This window comes from Acinetobacter bouvetii DSM 14964 = CIP 107468, from assembly GCF_000368865.1.
Classification (GTDB): Bacteria; Pseudomonadota; Gammaproteobacteria; order Pseudomonadales; family Moraxellaceae; genus Acinetobacter; species Acinetobacter bouvetii.
In genome coordinates this window covers 379,062-394,577 of the sequence record NZ_KB849727.1, presented here as the reverse complement: position 1 = coordinate 394,577, position 15,516 = coordinate 379,062, and the positions used below count along the sequence as shown (strand labels likewise).

Here is a 15,516-nt window from a genome sequence, read left to right as displayed (position 1 = left end):
GAGTGATGGCTATGGAAGTGGTTTTACCGGTACCAGTTCTGGTCGTTGAAGATGAAGAAATTATCCAATTGCGGCTTCGTAAAATTTTGCTTGATTTGGGCTATGCCAATGACGTGCTGCTGTTTGCAAAAAATGTAAAAGAGGCGTTTGATATTTTGCAGCAGCAGCCTATTTCGCTGGCTTTGATTGACTTGGGGTTGCCTGATGGGCATGGTACGGAAATTATTGAAAAAATTCGAGCCTCTGAAAGCAACGCGCTGATTCTGGTGATTTCTGCATGGAGTACGCAGGAAAGCCTGTTTAGTGCGATTAAAGCTGGCGCGACAGGCTATGTGCTGAAAGAGCGTGATGATGCTGAAGTTCTGCTGTCGATCCGCAGTATTCTGCGCGGCGGTGCGCCAATTGATCCTTTTATTGCGCGTGAAATTCTTAAGCAAATTGCTGTCTTGGAGGCAGAGCCGCAGACTGAAGCGGAAACCAGCAGCAATGACGCAGATCAAGGCTTGCTGACGATTCGTGAAAAAGAAATTTTGGGTTTAGTGGCGCAGGGCTTGAGTAACCGTGAAATTGCGGAGAAACTATTTGTCTCGCGCTATACAGTAGAAAGCCATATTAAGCATATTTACCGAAAACTGTCGGTGACCAAGCGAACGAAGGCAGTCAGCGCTGCACGTTCTTTAGGGATTTTATAAATGGGTTTATGGAAATATATATGCTGTATATGTTTGTGCTGCCTGATCAGTACGATATGCCGCGCATCTGTTTCCTACGAAATTAACAGTCAATGCCAAGTTCAGCTGAACAGCATCAGTAAAGTAAAAACATCATCAGATTTAGAGTTGCCTCAGCAGGGCTGGGAACCGGTGAGAAAGCTGCCTGACCACTGGGATGGAACGTGGCCGGGGTACTCCGGAGGCGCATGGTATAAGCTGATCTGGGATTGGAATTGCCAAAACAATTCGCGTCTGACAGATCCTATTGCGTTTTCCATTAGTTATATTAATTCCGCGGGTGCGCTTTTTTTAAATGGTGATTTGCTTTGGCGGGATAAGAATCTGCAAGAGCCCTTGTCTAGAAGCTGGAACATGCCTAGATTTTGGATCATGCCAGTTTCAGGCCTAAAGAAAAATGACAATGAGATACTGATATATGTAACAGGCTACTCGGCAATGAGCGCGGGGATTGGCAAAATCAGTTTTGATAATGCCATTAATGCCAATACCTTGAATGAACGAAGAATATGGAATACGCGGACACTTTTTCAAATTAATTTAATTTTGTCTGCTACGCTCGGCACGTTTTGCTTTGTGATCTGGCTGTACCGCCGTTCAGAAACTAGTTTTGGCTGGTTTGCACTCAGCTCATTGTTATGGATCTACTTTATATCCAATATTTTAGCTACAGAAACTTATGTGTTTTCAAGTTCTATCGTTTCATCACGCATTAATTTGATTGTTTTTTTATTATATATTTTGTGTTTTTGTACATATTTGCTGAGATTTATACAGGTAAAAAAACCCAAAATTGAACGGTTCTTTCTGATAATCACTGCAGTATTTATTCTCAGTATTTGGACAGTTTCATTGGCTCAAATGAAAATGCTGTTTAATTTTATATTCTTAGTGTATTGCTGTATTTATTTTGCGACTTATCTTTATTTGTGTTGGGTCGCATGGCGTGTAAGGCGCTCAGATTATATTCTGCTGGCGATCTGCATGACAGCCATTGTCTTGATTTCCATCTATGATTTAAGAATTGCCTTTTTAGGTCCCGGCTATGACCTTATGCCTTTATCGCCATATACTTCGCCGCTATTTACGCTGTTTATCGTCATTATTCTTGGTTCACGCTTAGACCGCAACATTAAAAAGATTGAACAGTTTAATGTAGAGCTGTCTACAAAAATACAGCAGGTCAGTTTGGATTTAAGCAGCAGTTTAAATGATCAGCACCGTTTGGAAGTCTTTAATGCACGGTTACAAGAGCGGATGAAACTGTCGCATGACCTGCATGATGGATTGGGTTCATCTATTGTGCGCTCTATGATTTTAGTCGATCAATGTGAGCAGAAAATTCCCAATCAGCAATTCTTATCCATGCTGAAACTCATGCGTGATGATTTACGTCAAATTATCGACAGCGGTTCTGCATTGGATGGCAAGATTCCTGAAACGCCTGTGCTCTGGGCCGCTCCTGTACGCCACCGTTTCAGCCAGCTGATGGATGAAATGGATATTCATGCGGAGTGGCGTTTTGCAGAGCAGTGGGAAGCAGAGCCTTCGGCCTTGCAATGCTTGAATTTAATCCGCGTATTAGAAGAGAGTTTGACCAATGTTATTAAACACAGTCAGGCGATTCAGGTTAAAGTCAGCATGTATTATACGAGTCCAAGGCAGCTGGAGTTGATTATTCAGGATAATGGCGTTGGTTTTGATGTGGATTGTGTGAAACAAAATGGCATGAGTATTGGCATGCGCAGTATGCAGAGCCGGATTGAAAGAATGGGCGGGCAATTAAGCATTCATTCAGGTAAGGGGTTCACTCAGATACATGCCATCATTACATTGCAATAAGCGCAAAAGAGCCGAATAGTGGTGTTTTTTTAATAAAAAAAAGAGGACAGAATGTCCTCTTTTTTCCGCATGAAATATTACTCTTCAGAATCTGCCGGCAGCAGCATGAGTACTGATTCATTCATCAGCTGTGCAATATCTTCTAAAATATCTTGATCAAATAAAGTTTCATTCAGGGCAATCGCCTGACCGTCGGCCAATTTTTTTAGATGCGGCGCAAACTGTTCTGAGATGCAGATGCTTTCACCATTTGCCCAAAACAGCAGCTCACCGTCCTGATCGGTATAGAGTAAGCGTGAAGCAGGCTCAAGCATTAACAGATAGCCCTGTTCCAAGGCTTCTTCCAGATCTCCTGTGCCAATGGCTTCAGCTTCTGGAATATTCTCAGGATACTTGGGTTCAGACATTAAGCTGACAATAGCATCTTCAATCACTGTAGAATTTTGCAGCTGTTCGAAGATTTTTGCTTTTAAGTATTCCAGCTCATTTTGCGTCATTTGGCCCATTGAACTTTGCTGGCTGCGGACAATATCAAGAAGCGGATTTTTCAATAGATCATTTTCAGAGAATTTGTCGCAGATGCGATCCATCATATCTGGAACATTCGGCATGCGGAAACCGAAAGAAAAGGTGAGGCAGTCATCTTCCGCAACGCCGTAATGAGATAAGCCGGGCGGTACATACAGTAAATCGCCAGGTGCCAGCACTTCATCAAAATGCACCTCCATTTCAGGCAGCAATTTTAAGGGCTGGCCCGCAATAAAATCTGTATCTGCATCACACATTTGACCCAGCTGCCAGCGGCGGTGGCCGTGCCCTTGCACAAGGAACACATCATAAAAATCAAAATGTTTTCCTACAGAGCCGCCTTGAGGTGCATAAGACACCATAATGTCATCGCGGCGCCATTGCGGGATGAAAGGAAACTTCTTCCATAGCTCAGCCAAGTCAAAAGAGTAGTGGTCAACCGCTTGAATCAGCAGCGTCCAGAGTTTTGGCATTTTTTGAAAATCTGCTTTCAGCAGCGGTGAAGTTTTGACGGACCACTGGTTTGGATCACGGTCTTTCTGTTTGATCAGGCGGGCGGTGATATTTTCATCCAGCGCCAATTCCATAACGTCATTGGGTTCTAGCATGCCTGCAATTTCAGGAAGTGCATTGCGGACCAGGAGCGGTTTTTTTTGCCAATATTCGGCAAGGAATTGCTCGGCGCTAATGCCGCCGAGAACGTCTAATGGTTGAGACATGAAAATAGCCTAAGCAAACTTAAATCAAGATTGGCTTATTGTCTTATGATCAAAGGGAGCGGCGCAAGCAGTTATATCATTATTTAAATACGCGGCGGGGTATTTGCAAATCAGTCAGTATTGCATGAAGGCTGCTTATTGAATGATTGAATTTTACTTTTACGCTTTTTTTGAACTGCACATGTCAGCATCCACTCGTTAGATATTCTAAAAAGAGGATTAAGCATATTGCCTGCTGGTAATTTATTGCTAAGGAATGCATCTTTCGAGGAAAGTCAGCGAATAGCTATAACATACTGTTCGCTGACTGATTGAATATCACGCGGGGAATGCAAGACCTTAAGGGACTAAAACATTCAGCTGGCGCAGAATGCTGCATAACTGAATCATCGGCATGCCCATCAGGGTCGTTTGGTCATGGCCGATCATTTCTTCAAATAGGCTGATGCCCAAACTTTCACATTTAAAGCTGCCCGCGCAATGTAAAGGCTGTTCTATTTCAACATAGCGTTCAATTTCCGGCAGGCTGAGTTTGCGGAACTTTACTTTGTAATGCTCGACCAGTGTCTGTTCAAACCCAGACGCTAAGCGCTGAACGCTGAGCGCCGTACTGAAATACACAATCTTGTCTGAATTGGCTTGCAGCTGCTTGACCGCTTTCTCAGCACTGAGCGGCTTGCCGATGAAGATATCTGGCGCGCCTTCACGCCAAGCCACCTGATCTGAACCGATCACAATCGCATCAGGATGCTGTTCAGCAATGCATTTTGCTTTTTCTAAAGCCAAGCGCATGGCCAAATCATCGGCATGGCTTTCACCGCGCGGCGATTCATCAATATCAGGCACTATAGACAGGTAATCAATCCGTAAACGATCCATCAAATCTTTACGGGTTTGGCTGCTGGACGCCAAAATGATCTTGTGAGTATTCATTACACTGCATATTCCATTAGGACATTAAGCGGTACATAAGAAAGTACAGCTTGATGACATGCTTGTATTTTAATAGGCGGAGCAATGCCTGCTTGGTATGCTTCCACCCAACGGGTCACACAGATGCACCAAAAATCGCCTGGCTGCAGGCCAGGAAAACCGACTTCAGGCAGCGGTGTGGTTAAATCATTGCCTGCTTTTTGAGAAAAGCTTAAAAATTCAGAAGTCATTTCAGCGCACATGGTGTGCTGTCCCAAATCAGTCACAGCTGTATGGCAAAAACCGTTGCGGAAATATCCGGTAATCGGGTCATAGCAGCAGCTGGCTAAAGGCTCGCCTAAGACGTTTAAACGGTTAATATTTGGATCTGGATGAATTGACATAAGCTCTGAATCTTAAAGGGGCTTTTGACTATGATAGCAAAAGTTTGGCTTTCGATGCCTTTTCTGCAAAAGAAGCTAACCTTTTTCTGCATAATCATTTAAAATCTCCGCGTTTTGATATCAATAAAGAGAGCTATACATGAACTTTCAGCGTATGACTGACCTTGATTTAGCAGGCAAGCGTGTACTAATCCGTGAAGATTTAAACGTTCCTGTTAAAAACGGTGTGATTACCAGCGATGCGCGCCTTCGCGCTGCATTGCCCACAATTAAAGCTGCTTTGGAAAAAGGCGCAGCTGTAATGGTTTATTCTCACCTAGGCCGTCCTGTTGAAGGTGAACCAAAAGCTGAACAGTCTTTGGCGCCAGTGGCTGCTTATTTAACAGAAGCATTGGGTCAAGAAGTGAAATTAGTCACTGACTACTTAGATGGCGTTGACGTTCAGCCAGGTCAAGTGGTCCTGCTTGAAAACTGCCGTTTCAATACGGGCGAAAAGAAAAACAACCCAGAGCTGGCTGCAAAATATGCAGCGCTTTGCGATGTATTTGTGATGGATGCCTTTGGTACTGCACACCGTGCAGAAGCATCGACTGAAGGCGTGGCGCGTTTAGCGAAAGTTGCGGCTGCAGGTCCATTGCTGGCTGCTGAATTAGATGCACTCGGCCGTGCGCTGAAAACACCTGAAAAGCCAATGGCTGCCATTGTTGCTGGTTCTAAAGTTTCGACAAAATTGGACGTCTTGACATCTCTTTCAGACATTTGCGATCAAATTATTGTAGGCGGAGGCATTGCCAACACATTCCTTGCGGCTGCAGGTTTCAATGTCGGTAAATCATTGTGCGAACATGATTTAATTGATACAGCAAAAGCCATTGCTGCAAAAGTTTCTATTCCGCTGCCAACAGACGTTGTGGTTGCGGATGCCTCTGAAATCAACTTTGACGATTTCTTAGGTTCTTTGGCTGCAGCGAAAGCTGTCGTTAAGAAAGTAGAAGATGTTGCAGACAATGACATGATTTTGGATGTTGGCCCAGAAACTGCAAAAGCATTTGCAGAGATTCTAAAAACATCTAAAACCATTCTTTGGAATGGCCCAGTCGGCGTTTTTGAAGTTGATCAATTTGGTGAAGGCACGAAAGCATTGTCTTTAGCGATTGCTGAATCAAATGGATTCTCTATTGCCGGCGGCGGTGATACTTTAGCGGCAATTGATAAATATGGCGTTGCAGACAAAATTGGCTACATTTCGACTGGTGGCGGCGCGTTCCTTGAGTTTGTAGAAGGCAAAACGTTACCGGCGGTAGCGGTATTGCTTGAACGCGCTTAAAGCGTAAAGCACGTTAAAAAAGGCTGACAGATGTTCAGCCTTTTTTATTGCTCTTTTTTTGATATTTAAACGATTCATTTTATAGTCATCAAAATGAAATATAACTGCAATAAAATTTTCTGCAGTTACTCATCCACCTGTAGGAAAATCTGATGAATCTTAAACTGGCACTTGCTGCATTAATCATTGCGCCACTTGCATTAACAGCATGTTCTAAGAAAGAAGAAGCGTCAAAAGCTGAAACTGAAGCATCTGCACCCGCTGCCGATGAACAAACTACACTGGAACAGCAAGCTAAAATTGATGCGCTGGACAAGCCTGTACTTGATGAAAAGAATCAGGATGTGCCTGCTGAAGTGGCCAATGCGCCGGCAGATGCAGCAACGGCGGATGCGGAAGCTCACTAAGTTTGTTGTTTTTATTTTAAAAGTCCCTGCATAAGCAGGGATTTTTTTTATAAAACGGCTTTTTGATGCTGATTTGAAACCATTGTGCATGTAGAATATGTCGCATTACCTGGGAGGACACTATGGCTCTTATTTCATTGCGCCAGCTCTTGGATCACGCCGGCGAACATGCTTACGGCGTACCAGCGTTTAACGTAAACAACTTAGAACAAATGCGCGCAATTATGCTTGCAGCAGATGCAACAAACTCACCTGTTATTGTGCAAGCTTCTGCGGGCGCGCGCAAATATGCAGGCGCACCTTTCTTGCGTCACCTTATTTTAGCTGCGATTGAAGAATGGCCACACATTCCTGTCGTGATGCATCAAGACCATGGTACAGATCCTGATGTATGTCAGCGTTCGATCCAATTGGGCTTCTCATCAGTCATGATGGACGGTTCTCTGGGTGCAGACGGTAAAACACCGACAACTTATGAATACAACGTAGACGTAACACGCCGTACAGTTGCTATGGCGCATGCCTGCGGTGTTTCTGTAGAAGGTGAGATTGGCTGTTTAGGCAGTCTGGAAACCGGCATGGCGGGTGAAGAAGACGGCGTAGGCGCAGAAGGCGTACTTGACCATTCACAGCTTTTAACTTCTGTTGAAGAAGCGCGTCAATTCGTTGCGGATACCAATGTTGATGCTTTAGCGATCGCTGTAGGCACTTCACATGGCGCCTACAAGTTCACGCGTCCGCCTACAGGCGATATCTTGGCTATTGACCGCATCAAAGAAATTCATGCGGCGCTGCCAAATACGCACCTTGTAATGCACGGTTCAAGCTCTGTTCCTCAAGAATGGCTTGCAATCATTAACCAATACGGCGGCGACATAAAAGAAACGTATGGTGTTCCTGTTGAACAGCTGGTTGATGCAATCAAGCACGGTGTCCGTAAAATCAACATCGATACAGACTTGCGTTTAGCCTCTACAGGCGCAATGCGCCGTATGATGGCTGAAAAACCAAGCGAATTCGACCCGCGCAAATTCTTCGCTCAAACTGTTGAAGCCATGAAACAGATCTGTGTTGACCGTTACGAAGCTTTCGGCACAGCGGGCAATGCAGACAAGATTCGTCCAATTTCTTTAGAGAAAATGGTCGACCGCTATAAATAATCTGCTATAGATTATTTTTTCAGAAAAGCCCACACTATGTGGGCTTTTCTTTTATTGAAGCATTGAAAATATAGCGCGTTAGCGATGACTTAATGATAAAGAGATTGTCATGGAACTGATTTTTGCCGCTGCGTTATGCAGTGTGGCAGTATCTATTTTACTTAAAATTTGCAAAGAAAAAGGCTTTAACACATTTCAGATGATTGCATGGAATTATGCAGCCGCGAGCATTTTGTGTTTTTTATGGTTTAAGCCGGATTTACAGCATATCTCGATGCAGCATACGCCGTGGTGGCTGATCCTGATTTTAGGCATTTTATTGCCGTCTATTTTTTTGTGTTTGGCGAAGTCGCTGCAGACCGCTGGCATTTTAAAAACTGAAATTGCGCAGCGGCTTTCCGTAGTGTTGTCTTTAATGGCCGCGTATTTTGTATTTCAAGAGCAGTTTAATCAGCTTAAAGTTATCGGTGTTGTATTGGGGCTCAGCAGTGTGCTGTGCATTTTGCTTTCGCACCGTGCTGATGAAGAAAGAACAGAAGGCCCCTATGCCATTTTATATTTAACAGGTGTATGGGTCGGTTATGCGCTGATTGATGTGCTGCTTAAATATACGACAGGTTTGGGACTGCAATTCTCAGTGGCGCTGAATTTGGTCTTTATTTATGCCTTTGCCTTATCTATTTTGTACACCACTGTACGGCATAAAAGCATTGGCGCTGGAAGGGACATTCTTGCGGGTCTGGGATTGGGGGTGCTGAATTTTGCCAATATTGCGCTATATGTCAAAGCCCACATGCTCCTGAAAGACACTCCAGCCGTTGTCTTTGCAGGGGTGAATATTTTAGTGGTGATGTTTGGTGTACTCAGCGGCCTTGTTATTTTTAAAGAGAAATTAAGGATTTGGTCTGGTCTGGGATTGTGCCTAGGCATTGTGAGTGTATTGTGTTTGGCCTACACGATGTTTTAAAACTGGATATAGCCGTATCTGTAGAATAGAGGGCCTGCTGAAGCAGGCTTTTTTTATGCCTTTCGCCATGCAATAAAAAGCCAAGGCCTTAATTGGATTGGTCGCATGCGGATTTCAGCATGCGCCTGTAGTTTGATAAAAATTGAATGGGATGATAAATTAAGTCTTCTGTTTCTGCAAGGCCTTGCAGCAGGCCCGCCTGCTGGCAGTTAGGGCAGGCAGGGTAATGATGGGCATCTAATGTATAAGGATGCAAATAGTTTTGATGGCATGCTGCGCATTCAAACTTCATAGGCATGTTGAATAGCGCAGGAGTGAAACTTAGTCTAAGAACGCTCAAAGCCATTGGACACCTCACAATCAGGCAATTGGTATGTGTTTAAGGAATAAGCAAAACTTGGGCCAAATGATTCGAATCCATTGATTTTTTAAACTGATGCTTAGCTAAAAGTACAGATAAAACAGCGCCTCGCATTTAAGGGAGGCGCTTGTTGATCAATCGAATGCTTCAGTTGAATTTAGGCGTCAATATTAACGGTTAAAGCGCAGCATAGAATCTTGCAAATAGCTCTTTGCGATGGCCAGCGGGTATTTGAAAAGGTCGTGGGTTTCGATTGTGCCTTGCAATTGGCCTGCGTTCTGGCAATTCGGGCAAGCTGGGTAGTTTAAAAATGCGTCTGAATTGTATTTATGCATATATACAGTTTTGCATGCTGTACATTTGAATTTCATGGGTAATTTTGGTGCAACAGGCATAATGAGTGACCTATTTTGTATTTGCGCAAAATATACTCGATTATTGTTTAAAAAATAAGTCCTGAAATGACAGAAAAAGGGAGAAATTCTCCCTTTCATCGTTTTTATTTATAAATTAAAGCGCCGTGAAAATATCTTCTTTCACGAGGCGTGATTTTGGCAGCTTTGCATTGAAGTCATTTTCACTGCGGTAACCCAATGTCAGCAGTACGGATGGAATCAGGCCTTTTTCAGCCAAGCCCAGTTCTTCTGTAAGAATAGACTCATCAAAGCCGCCAATAGGCGTGGCATCGATGCCTTCAATGCCTGCTGCCAATAAGGCCTGGCCCAGCGCAATAAAAGTCTGATTTTCTGCCCAGCGCTGAATATCACCTTTTTCATTGCGGTAGTAATCGACATAGCCTGTGCGGCTGTCTTTTTGACCTTGCTTGGCTTTTTCATCTTTAAAGCGTCCGCTGATTTCATCGCGGTTCAGCAGATTTTCAAGATGGGTTTCGCTGATGTCTGCTTTGGTGCAAAACAAAATCGTGTGCGATGAATCTAAAACTTTAGGGGCATTGTATGCATATTTGCCAACGAGCGCTTTGGCAATGCGCTCTTTCGCTGCCGTATTGTCTGCAATGAAAAAATGCCAAGGCTGAATATTAATGGAAGATGGGGCAAGCCGCAGGATTTCTAGCAGGCGCTCAAACTGTGCCTGAGGGATTTTTTTAGCAGGATCATAAGCTTTAGTGGTATAGCGGGTTTTCGAAACGTTCAGCAAATCCATGAATGCGCTCTCCATTAATCAATTTGCTTTATCTTACCTGATTCGAATGACAAATAGATGAGAAGAATTTTCATATAACTTAGAGCTGATAAAGAAAATCCAGAAAGAAGTCTTGAAAGCCGCCGGTGAGCAAGGATGAATTCCTGCTGATTTACACACGGACTTATAGTTCATTTCAATGAGGACATAGCAATTCACTATTGGTACTTCTAGCTAAAAGGGGTTTAATCAAATCAATATCTCATCTTGCATTGAGTGTGTACATGATTGATTATACAAACTACTTTAAGCGTAAATTGAAAACCCAGCAGCAGATTGGCTTATGGGTGGGTTTGGCGGATGCGTACGGCACTGAAATCGCGGCCAACGCCGGCTATGACTGGCTGCTGATTGATGGCGAACATGCGCCCAGCGATTTAAGAACCACATTGGCGCAGCTGCAAAGTATTGCTGCTTATCCGTCACAAGCGGTTGTGCGCCCGCCGATCGGCAGTGTGCAGCTGATCAAGCAGCTGCTGGATATAGGTGCGCAGACGTTGCTGATTCCCATGGTGGAAACAGTAGAGCAGGCACAGATGATGGTAAAAGCCGTGCATTATCCGCCTATGGGCGTGCGCGGCGTGGGGGCAGCCTTAGCGCGGGCAACGCGCTGGAACAGTATTCCTGATTATTACACCACTGCGCATGAAAATATCTGCCTGCTGATTCAGATTGAGTCAGTCACGGGATTGGAAAATCTAGATGACATTCTGAAGATTGACGGGATTGATGGGGTATTTATCGGGGCTGTTGATTTGTCAGCAACCATGGGCTATGAAGGCAATCCCAATCATCCGGAAGTGCAAAAAGCTGTCATTGATGCTATACAGCGCATTCGTGCAGCGGGTAAGGCTGCTGGCATATTATCTACACAGCATGAAGCGACGCAGCAATATATGGCGCTTGGAACAGAATTTGTTGCGGTTGGTGTAGATACCAGTGTATTGATGAATTCACTGCGTGAACTTTTGCAAAAATATAAGCCAGATGCAGAATCCATCCGTTCAGAAGGCGGCTATTAAGCCCAGCAGCATTGCGCAGAGAGCAGCCGTTTGGGTGTTTATATGGATGCTGTAGTACCTATAAATTGAGCATTTAATATATGCAAAGTTTGGAATAATAAGTGATTAATTCTAAGCTTTGCATATATTGTAATGACAATGTATAATAAAAACCTATTTAAGAATGGGCGATCTGCCTGTTTAATTTTTTATAGCTGATTGTGATTTATTAGTTTATAGCCAAATGGCCTAAAAACTGTGTAGAAAACTGCATGGCTGCAGTCGAAGAATTATTATTCCAAACCCGTTTATTAATCCTCTTTGTTGTGTCACAAAAAGCTCAATTGTTGAGTGAATATCTTGGAAATTTTAAATCAATGGCGTACAGCCATAGCCGTAAATGGCGATATTGTACAAGTACAAGTGGTTCCGCTTAACCGTAAGCAAAATACGGTAGGCGGCTTTATTTGGGTTCCGGTAGGAGAAGAAATCTTATTGGAATCTGGTCAAACAGTTCCTATGAATTTAGACGGATCCAGTTTTTACATTGGACAGAATCAACTATTCCGTTTGAAGTAAATCTGGCTGAATAATGAGTGATTTAAAAAATGGCATCAATAGTGCCATTTTTTTAGCTTTAAATTTAGCTCAGGATTTTGCGGATCCAGCTCTAATATCAGCGCTTCATGTTCACGCCAGTCGCCTAAAACAATACGCGGCTTGCCGTGCACATCATGGATTTGCGGGCGGTGGGTGTGGCCATGAATTAAAATATCCGCATCTGACAAAGCAAGTTCAACAGCGTGCTGATTGACATCCATAACGTCATAGCTTTTGATTTGATTGGCTTGCTGGCTTTTTTTGCGGAAGCCATTGGCGAGTTTTTGCCGGAAGCTTAAAGGCATTTTCTTTAAAAAGCCCAGTAACAGCGGATTGCGGATAATTTTACGGAATTTTTGATAAGACACATCATCGGTACAGAGCAGGTCGCCGTGTTCTAAACGGATAATGGAGTGTGCAATTTTTAAATATTCGATGTCATTTAGCAATGTGCCGTCAAATTTTTGCAGAAATGTTTTGCCTAATGCGAAGTCGCGGTTGCCGGATAAAAAGTAAATTTGATTGCCGGCATCATTAAACTGCTTTAAGGCAGTGATGATTTCATCCAGCCATGGCGCACTGTAGTCATCGCCAATCCATGCATTAAACCAATCGCCTAAAATATACAGCTGGGTGTTGTTGTTTTTATAAGCATCTAATAAATCTAGAAACCCCCGAACGAGCCGAGGGTGATCTGGTGACAAGTGTAAATCTGCGATAAACAGGTAGGTCACGAATCTTTTCCTTATTTTAGAATCCCTCCCAGCCTCCCTTTGATAAAGGGAGGTGTACTTGCATCTAGTCAAGAAGCGCCCTCCTTAATTAAAGGAGGGCTGGGGAGGATTTAAAAATTATTCAGAAATGATTTTAGCAGATTCAATCACAACATTTTCTAGCGGCACATCAGCGTGGTAACCGCGGTTGCCAGTGCGAACGCCTTTAATTTCGTTTACAACATCTAGGCCTTCAGTAACTTTACCGAAAACTGCGTAGCCCCAGCCTTGTGCATTTTTGCCAGAGTGGTTCAGGAAAGCATTGTTGCCAACGTTAATAAAGAATTGCGCAGATGCAGAGTGAGGTGCTTGTGTACGCGCCATAGCAATTGTGCCAAGGTCATTGGTCAAGCCGTTGTCAGCTTCGTTTTCAATTGCATCACGTGTTGCTTTTTCTTTGAAGTTTTCATCCATGCCGCCGCCTTGGATCATGAAGCCATCAATCACACGGTGGAAAATCACGCCGTCGTAGAAACCGTCACGAACATATTCTAAAAAGTTAGCAACAGTTTTTGGCGCTTTTTCACTGTTAAGCTCAAGCACAATACGGCCTTTAGTGGTGTTTAATTCGACTTGAGGAAAACTCATGGTGTAATCTCCTGAACATGGCCTGCAAAGCCATGGGTTTTTTGGTTGTGAGAAGCATAAGCAAACTGTAAACTACAAGGCAAGTAAAAACGTTATTTTCTTTGTTAAAATGATCAAATAGCGTTTTAATTCTCTTAATTTTTATTTTAAAAGTGATTTTACTGTTATGAAGCCAAATGATGTTGTTTCAACACTGCCGAACACCCCGACACCAAATAGCAACGCCGTCGACACTGTGCAGCAGGAACAACAGCCAGGCTTAGACTTTGTGCGTCAAGTGATTACCGATGATTTGGCTTCTGGCCGTACGCAGCAAGTGGTTACACGTTTTCCGCCAGAGCCGAATGGCTATCTGCACATTGGCCATGTAAAAGCAATTTGCTTGAACTTTGGTATTGCACAAGAATTTGATGGCTTATGCAACCTGCGTTTTGATGATACAAACCCGGATGCCGAAGAACAAGAATATGTCGATGGTATTGCCAACGACGTAAAATGGTTAGGCTTTGAATGGAATGGCGAACCGCGCTATGCATCAAGCTATTTTGACCAGCTTTATACCTGGGCGGTGCAGCTCATTGAGCAAGGTGATGCGTATGTTGACTTGCAAAGCCCTGAAGAAATTCGTTTAAACCGCGGCAACTTTGTAGAGCCGGGCAAAAACTCACCGCAGCGTGATGCAACGGTTGCAGAAAACTTAGCGCGCTTTGAACAAATGCGTAATGGCGAACTGGGTGAAGGTCAGGCGGTTTTACGCGCCAAAATTGATATGACTTCTCCTAACGTTCACATGCGTGATCCGATTCTTTACCGCGTACTGCATTCAGAGCATCATCAAACGGGTGATAAATGGAAAATGTACCCAATGTACGACTATGCGCATCCTTTATCTGATGCGATTGAAGGCATTACGCATTCATTGTGCACATTAGAGTTTGTTGATCACCGTCCGTTCTATGACTGGGTGATCGAGAAGGTGAAATCACCCTCTGTGCCGCGTCAGTATGAATCAAGCCGCTTAAATGTTGATTACACCATTACCTCTAAGCGTAAATTGCGCCGTTTAGTGGATGGCGGTTTTGTGAATGGCTGGGACGATCCGCGTTTGCCTACAGTTGTGGGGATGCGCCGCCGCGGCTTTACTGCAGAAGGCCTGCGTGAATTCTGTAAGCGTGTGGGTGTTACAAAAGTCGATGGCAGTATTGTAGATGTGGCAATGCTTGAGTTCTGTATCCGTCAGTCTTTGGAAAATACCGCAAGCCGCGGCATGGCGGTGTTAAATCCATTGAAAGTGACCTTAACGAATTTGCCTGAAGCAATGGATTTGGTGCATGCGCGCCATCCAAACGTGGACATGGGCGAGCGTATCATTCCATTAACGCAAGACCTTTATATCGACCGTAAAGACTTTGAAGAAATTGCTCCAAAAGGCTTTAAGCGTTTAATTCCGGGCGGTGAAGTGCGTTTACGCCATGCTTATGTAATTAAGTGTGACGAAGTGATTAAAGACGAAAATGGTGAAGTTATTGAGCTTAAATGCTCGATCGATCCGGAAACTCTAGGCAAAAACCCTGAAGGCCGTAAGGTGAAAGGTGTTGTGCACTGGGTATCTGCGACTAAAGGCGTGAAAGCTGAAGTGCGTATTTATGACCGTTTATTCACAGAAGCAGACCCTGAAGTTAGCGAAGACTTCCTTGATAATTTAAATCCAAATTCTTTAACGATTGTTGAAGCGGTGATTGAGCCTACATTGGCAGAAGCGCAGCCTGAAGACCGGTTCCAATTTGAACGTGAAGGCTACTTTGTTGCAGATCAATACGATCATACAAGCAGCAAACCGGTGTTTAACCGCATCTTGGATTTAAAAGACAGCTTCAAGCCAGGTAAATAAAACCTCGTGTTTTCAATGGGATTCACCTTTGAATTCTAAATAGGTTAAGATCAAGCTCAACTTCGGTTGGGCTTTTTCATGCCGCTTCATCTGTAAAACAAA

At 43.8% G+C, this 15,516-nt stretch carries 16 protein-coding genes; 9 read left to right on the top strand and 7 right to left on the bottom strand.

Features of this window, described 5'->3' with window-relative positions; translation table 11 throughout:
- Positions 1 to 2: 2 nt before the first annotated feature.
- The gene (locus tag F941_RS08885) at positions 3 to 692 is read left to right on the top strand and encodes a response regulator transcription factor (RefSeq protein WP_026253358.1); all 690 of its coding nucleotides are present in this window, start codon (positions 3 to 5) and stop codon (positions 690 to 692) included.
- Positions 693 to 2,573 (top strand): sensor histidine kinase, encoded by a 1,881-nt coding sequence (locus F941_RS16900; RefSeq protein ID WP_005010311.1) that lies wholly within the window; start codon positions 693 to 695, stop codon positions 2,571 to 2,573.
- Positions 2,574 to 2,650: 77 nt separating this feature from the next.
- Here F941_RS16900 and F941_RS08875 read toward each other — a convergent pair whose 3' ends face one another.
- The 3 genes from F941_RS08875 to F941_RS08865 form a co-directional block, all read right to left on the bottom strand.
- Positions 2,651 to 3,820 (bottom strand): ribosomal protein uL16 3-hydroxylase, encoded by a 1,170-nt coding sequence (locus F941_RS08875; protein WP_005010310.1) that lies wholly within the window; start codon positions 3,818 to 3,820, stop codon positions 2,651 to 2,653.
- A gap of 339 nt (positions 3,821 to 4,159) precedes the next feature.
- Positions 4,160 to 4,753 (bottom strand): Maf family protein, encoded by a 594-nt coding sequence (locus F941_RS08870; RefSeq protein ID WP_005010309.1) that lies wholly within the window; start codon positions 4,751 to 4,753, stop codon positions 4,160 to 4,162.
- The gene (locus tag F941_RS08865; protein WP_005010308.1) at positions 4,753 to 5,136 is read right to left on the bottom strand and encodes a DUF2237 family protein; all 384 of its coding nucleotides are present in this window, start codon (positions 5,134 to 5,136) and stop codon (positions 4,753 to 4,755) included. The genes F941_RS08870 and F941_RS08865 overlap by 1 nt, the downstream gene beginning before the upstream one ends.
- 139 nt (positions 5,137 to 5,275) lie before the next feature.
- Between F941_RS08865 and F941_RS08860 the strand changes: the two genes are divergently transcribed.
- The 4 genes from F941_RS08860 to F941_RS08845 all read left to right on the top strand — a co-directional run bounded on the left by F941_RS08860 (position 5,276) and on the right by F941_RS08845 (position 8,997).
- Positions 5,276 to 6,463 carry a phosphoglycerate kinase gene (locus F941_RS08860; RefSeq protein WP_005010307.1) on the top strand — a complete coding sequence of 396 codons (1,188 nt, stop codon included), beginning with the start codon at positions 5,276 to 5,278 and terminating at the stop codon, positions 6,461 to 6,463.
- Positions 6,464 to 6,615: 152 nt separating this feature from the next.
- On the top strand, positions 6,616 to 6,870 hold the full coding sequence (locus tag F941_RS08855; protein WP_005010304.1) for a hypothetical protein: 255 nt from the start codon (positions 6,616 to 6,618) through the stop codon (positions 6,868 to 6,870).
- Between the two features lie 122 nt (positions 6,871 to 6,992).
- Complete coding sequence (fba, locus tag F941_RS08850) at positions 6,993 to 8,030, top strand: class II fructose-bisphosphate aldolase (protein ID WP_005010302.1); 1,038 nt, start codon at positions 6,993 to 6,995, stop codon at positions 8,028 to 8,030.
- Positions 8,031 to 8,139: 109 nt separating this feature from the next.
- On the top strand, positions 8,140 to 8,997 hold the full coding sequence (locus tag F941_RS08845; RefSeq protein ID WP_005010300.1) for an EamA family transporter: 858 nt from the start codon (positions 8,140 to 8,142) through the stop codon (positions 8,995 to 8,997).
- Positions 8,998 to 9,085: 88 nt separating this feature from the next.
- On the opposite strand, the gene F941_RS08840 is transcribed toward F941_RS08845, so the two are convergent.
- Positions 9,086 to 9,295 (bottom strand): hypothetical protein, encoded by a 210-nt coding sequence (locus F941_RS08840; RefSeq protein WP_035361837.1) that lies wholly within the window; start codon positions 9,293 to 9,295, stop codon positions 9,086 to 9,088.
- A gap of 573 nt (positions 9,296 to 9,868) precedes the next feature.
- On the bottom strand, positions 9,869 to 10,522 hold the full coding sequence (gene nfsB / locus F941_RS08830) for an oxygen-insensitive NAD(P)H nitroreductase (protein WP_005010292.1): 654 nt from the start codon (positions 10,520 to 10,522) through the stop codon (positions 9,869 to 9,871).
- A 263-nt stretch (positions 10,523 to 10,785) separates the two neighbouring features.
- Between nfsB and hpaI the strand changes: the two genes are divergently transcribed.
- A complete protein-coding gene (hpaI, locus tag F941_RS08825) occupies positions 10,786 to 11,583 on the top strand; it encodes a 4-hydroxy-2-oxoheptanedioate aldolase (protein ID WP_005010291.1) in 798 nt (265 codons plus the stop codon).
- Between the two features lie 339 nt (positions 11,584 to 11,922).
- Positions 11,923 to 12,141: a hypothetical protein gene (locus F941_RS08820; RefSeq protein WP_005010288.1), complete on the top strand. Its 219-nt coding sequence runs from the start codon at positions 11,923 to 11,925 to the stop codon at positions 12,139 to 12,141.
- 35 nt (positions 12,142 to 12,176) lie between these two features.
- On the opposite strand, the gene F941_RS08815 is transcribed toward F941_RS08820, so the two are convergent.
- Entirely contained in the window at positions 12,177 to 12,896 is a 720-nt protein-coding gene (locus tag F941_RS08815) for a UDP-2,3-diacylglucosamine diphosphatase (RefSeq protein ID WP_005010287.1), read from the bottom strand.
- A 117-nt stretch (positions 12,897 to 13,013) separates the two neighbouring features.
- The gene (locus tag F941_RS08810; RefSeq protein ID WP_005010281.1) at positions 13,014 to 13,523 is read right to left on the bottom strand and encodes a peptidylprolyl isomerase; all 510 of its coding nucleotides are present in this window, start codon (positions 13,521 to 13,523) and stop codon (positions 13,014 to 13,016) included.
- 166 nt (positions 13,524 to 13,689) lie between these two features.
- Here F941_RS08810 and F941_RS08805 point away from each other — a divergent pair, with 166 nt between their 5' ends.
- Positions 13,690 to 15,414, top strand: coding sequence for a glutamine--tRNA ligase/YqeY domain fusion protein (locus tag F941_RS08805; RefSeq protein ID WP_005010279.1), 1,725 nt, complete (start codon positions 13,690 to 13,692; stop codon positions 15,412 to 15,414).
- Positions 15,415 to 15,516 lie beyond the last annotated feature (102 nt).

Excerpts from the sequence above, each read along its gene's own strand:
- F941_RS16900 (WP_005010311.1), top strand. The coding sequence starts at position 693 with ATGGGTTTATGGAAATATATATGCTGTATATGTTTGTGCTGCCTGATC.
- F941_RS08875 (WP_005010310.1), bottom strand. The coding sequence starts at position 3,820 with ATGTCTCAACCATTAGACGTTCTCGGCGGCATTAGCGCCGAGCAATTC.
- F941_RS08870 (WP_005010309.1), bottom strand. The coding sequence starts at position 4,753 with ATGAATACTCACAAGATCATTTTGGCGTCCAGCAGCCAAACCCGTAAA.
- F941_RS08865 (WP_005010308.1), bottom strand. The coding sequence starts at position 5,136 with ATGTCAATTCATCCAGATCCAAATATTAACCGTTTAAACGTCTTAGGC.
- F941_RS08860 (WP_005010307.1), top strand. The coding sequence starts at position 5,276 with ATGAACTTTCAGCGTATGACTGACCTTGATTTAGCAGGCAAGCGTGTA.
- F941_RS08855 (WP_005010304.1), top strand. The coding sequence starts at position 6,616 with ATGAATCTTAAACTGGCACTTGCTGCATTAATCATTGCGCCACTTGCA.
- fba (WP_005010302.1), top strand. The coding sequence starts at position 6,993 with ATGGCTCTTATTTCATTGCGCCAGCTCTTGGATCACGCCGGCGAACAT.
- F941_RS08845 (WP_005010300.1), top strand. The coding sequence starts at position 8,140 with ATGGAACTGATTTTTGCCGCTGCGTTATGCAGTGTGGCAGTATCTATT.
- F941_RS08840 (WP_035361837.1), bottom strand. The coding sequence starts at position 9,295 with ATGCCTATGAAGTTTGAATGCGCAGCATGCCATCAAAACTATTTGCAT.
- nfsB (WP_005010292.1), bottom strand. The coding sequence starts at position 10,522 with ATGGATTTGCTGAACGTTTCGAAAACCCGCTATACCACTAAAGCTTAT.
- hpaI (WP_005010291.1), top strand. The coding sequence starts at position 10,786 with ATGATTGATTATACAAACTACTTTAAGCGTAAATTGAAAACCCAGCAG.
- F941_RS08810 (WP_005010281.1), bottom strand. The coding sequence starts at position 13,523 with ATGAGTTTTCCTCAAGTCGAATTAAACACCACTAAAGGCCGTATTGTG.
- F941_RS08805 (WP_005010279.1), top strand. The coding sequence starts at position 13,690 with ATGAAGCCAAATGATGTTGTTTCAACACTGCCGAACACCCCGACACCA.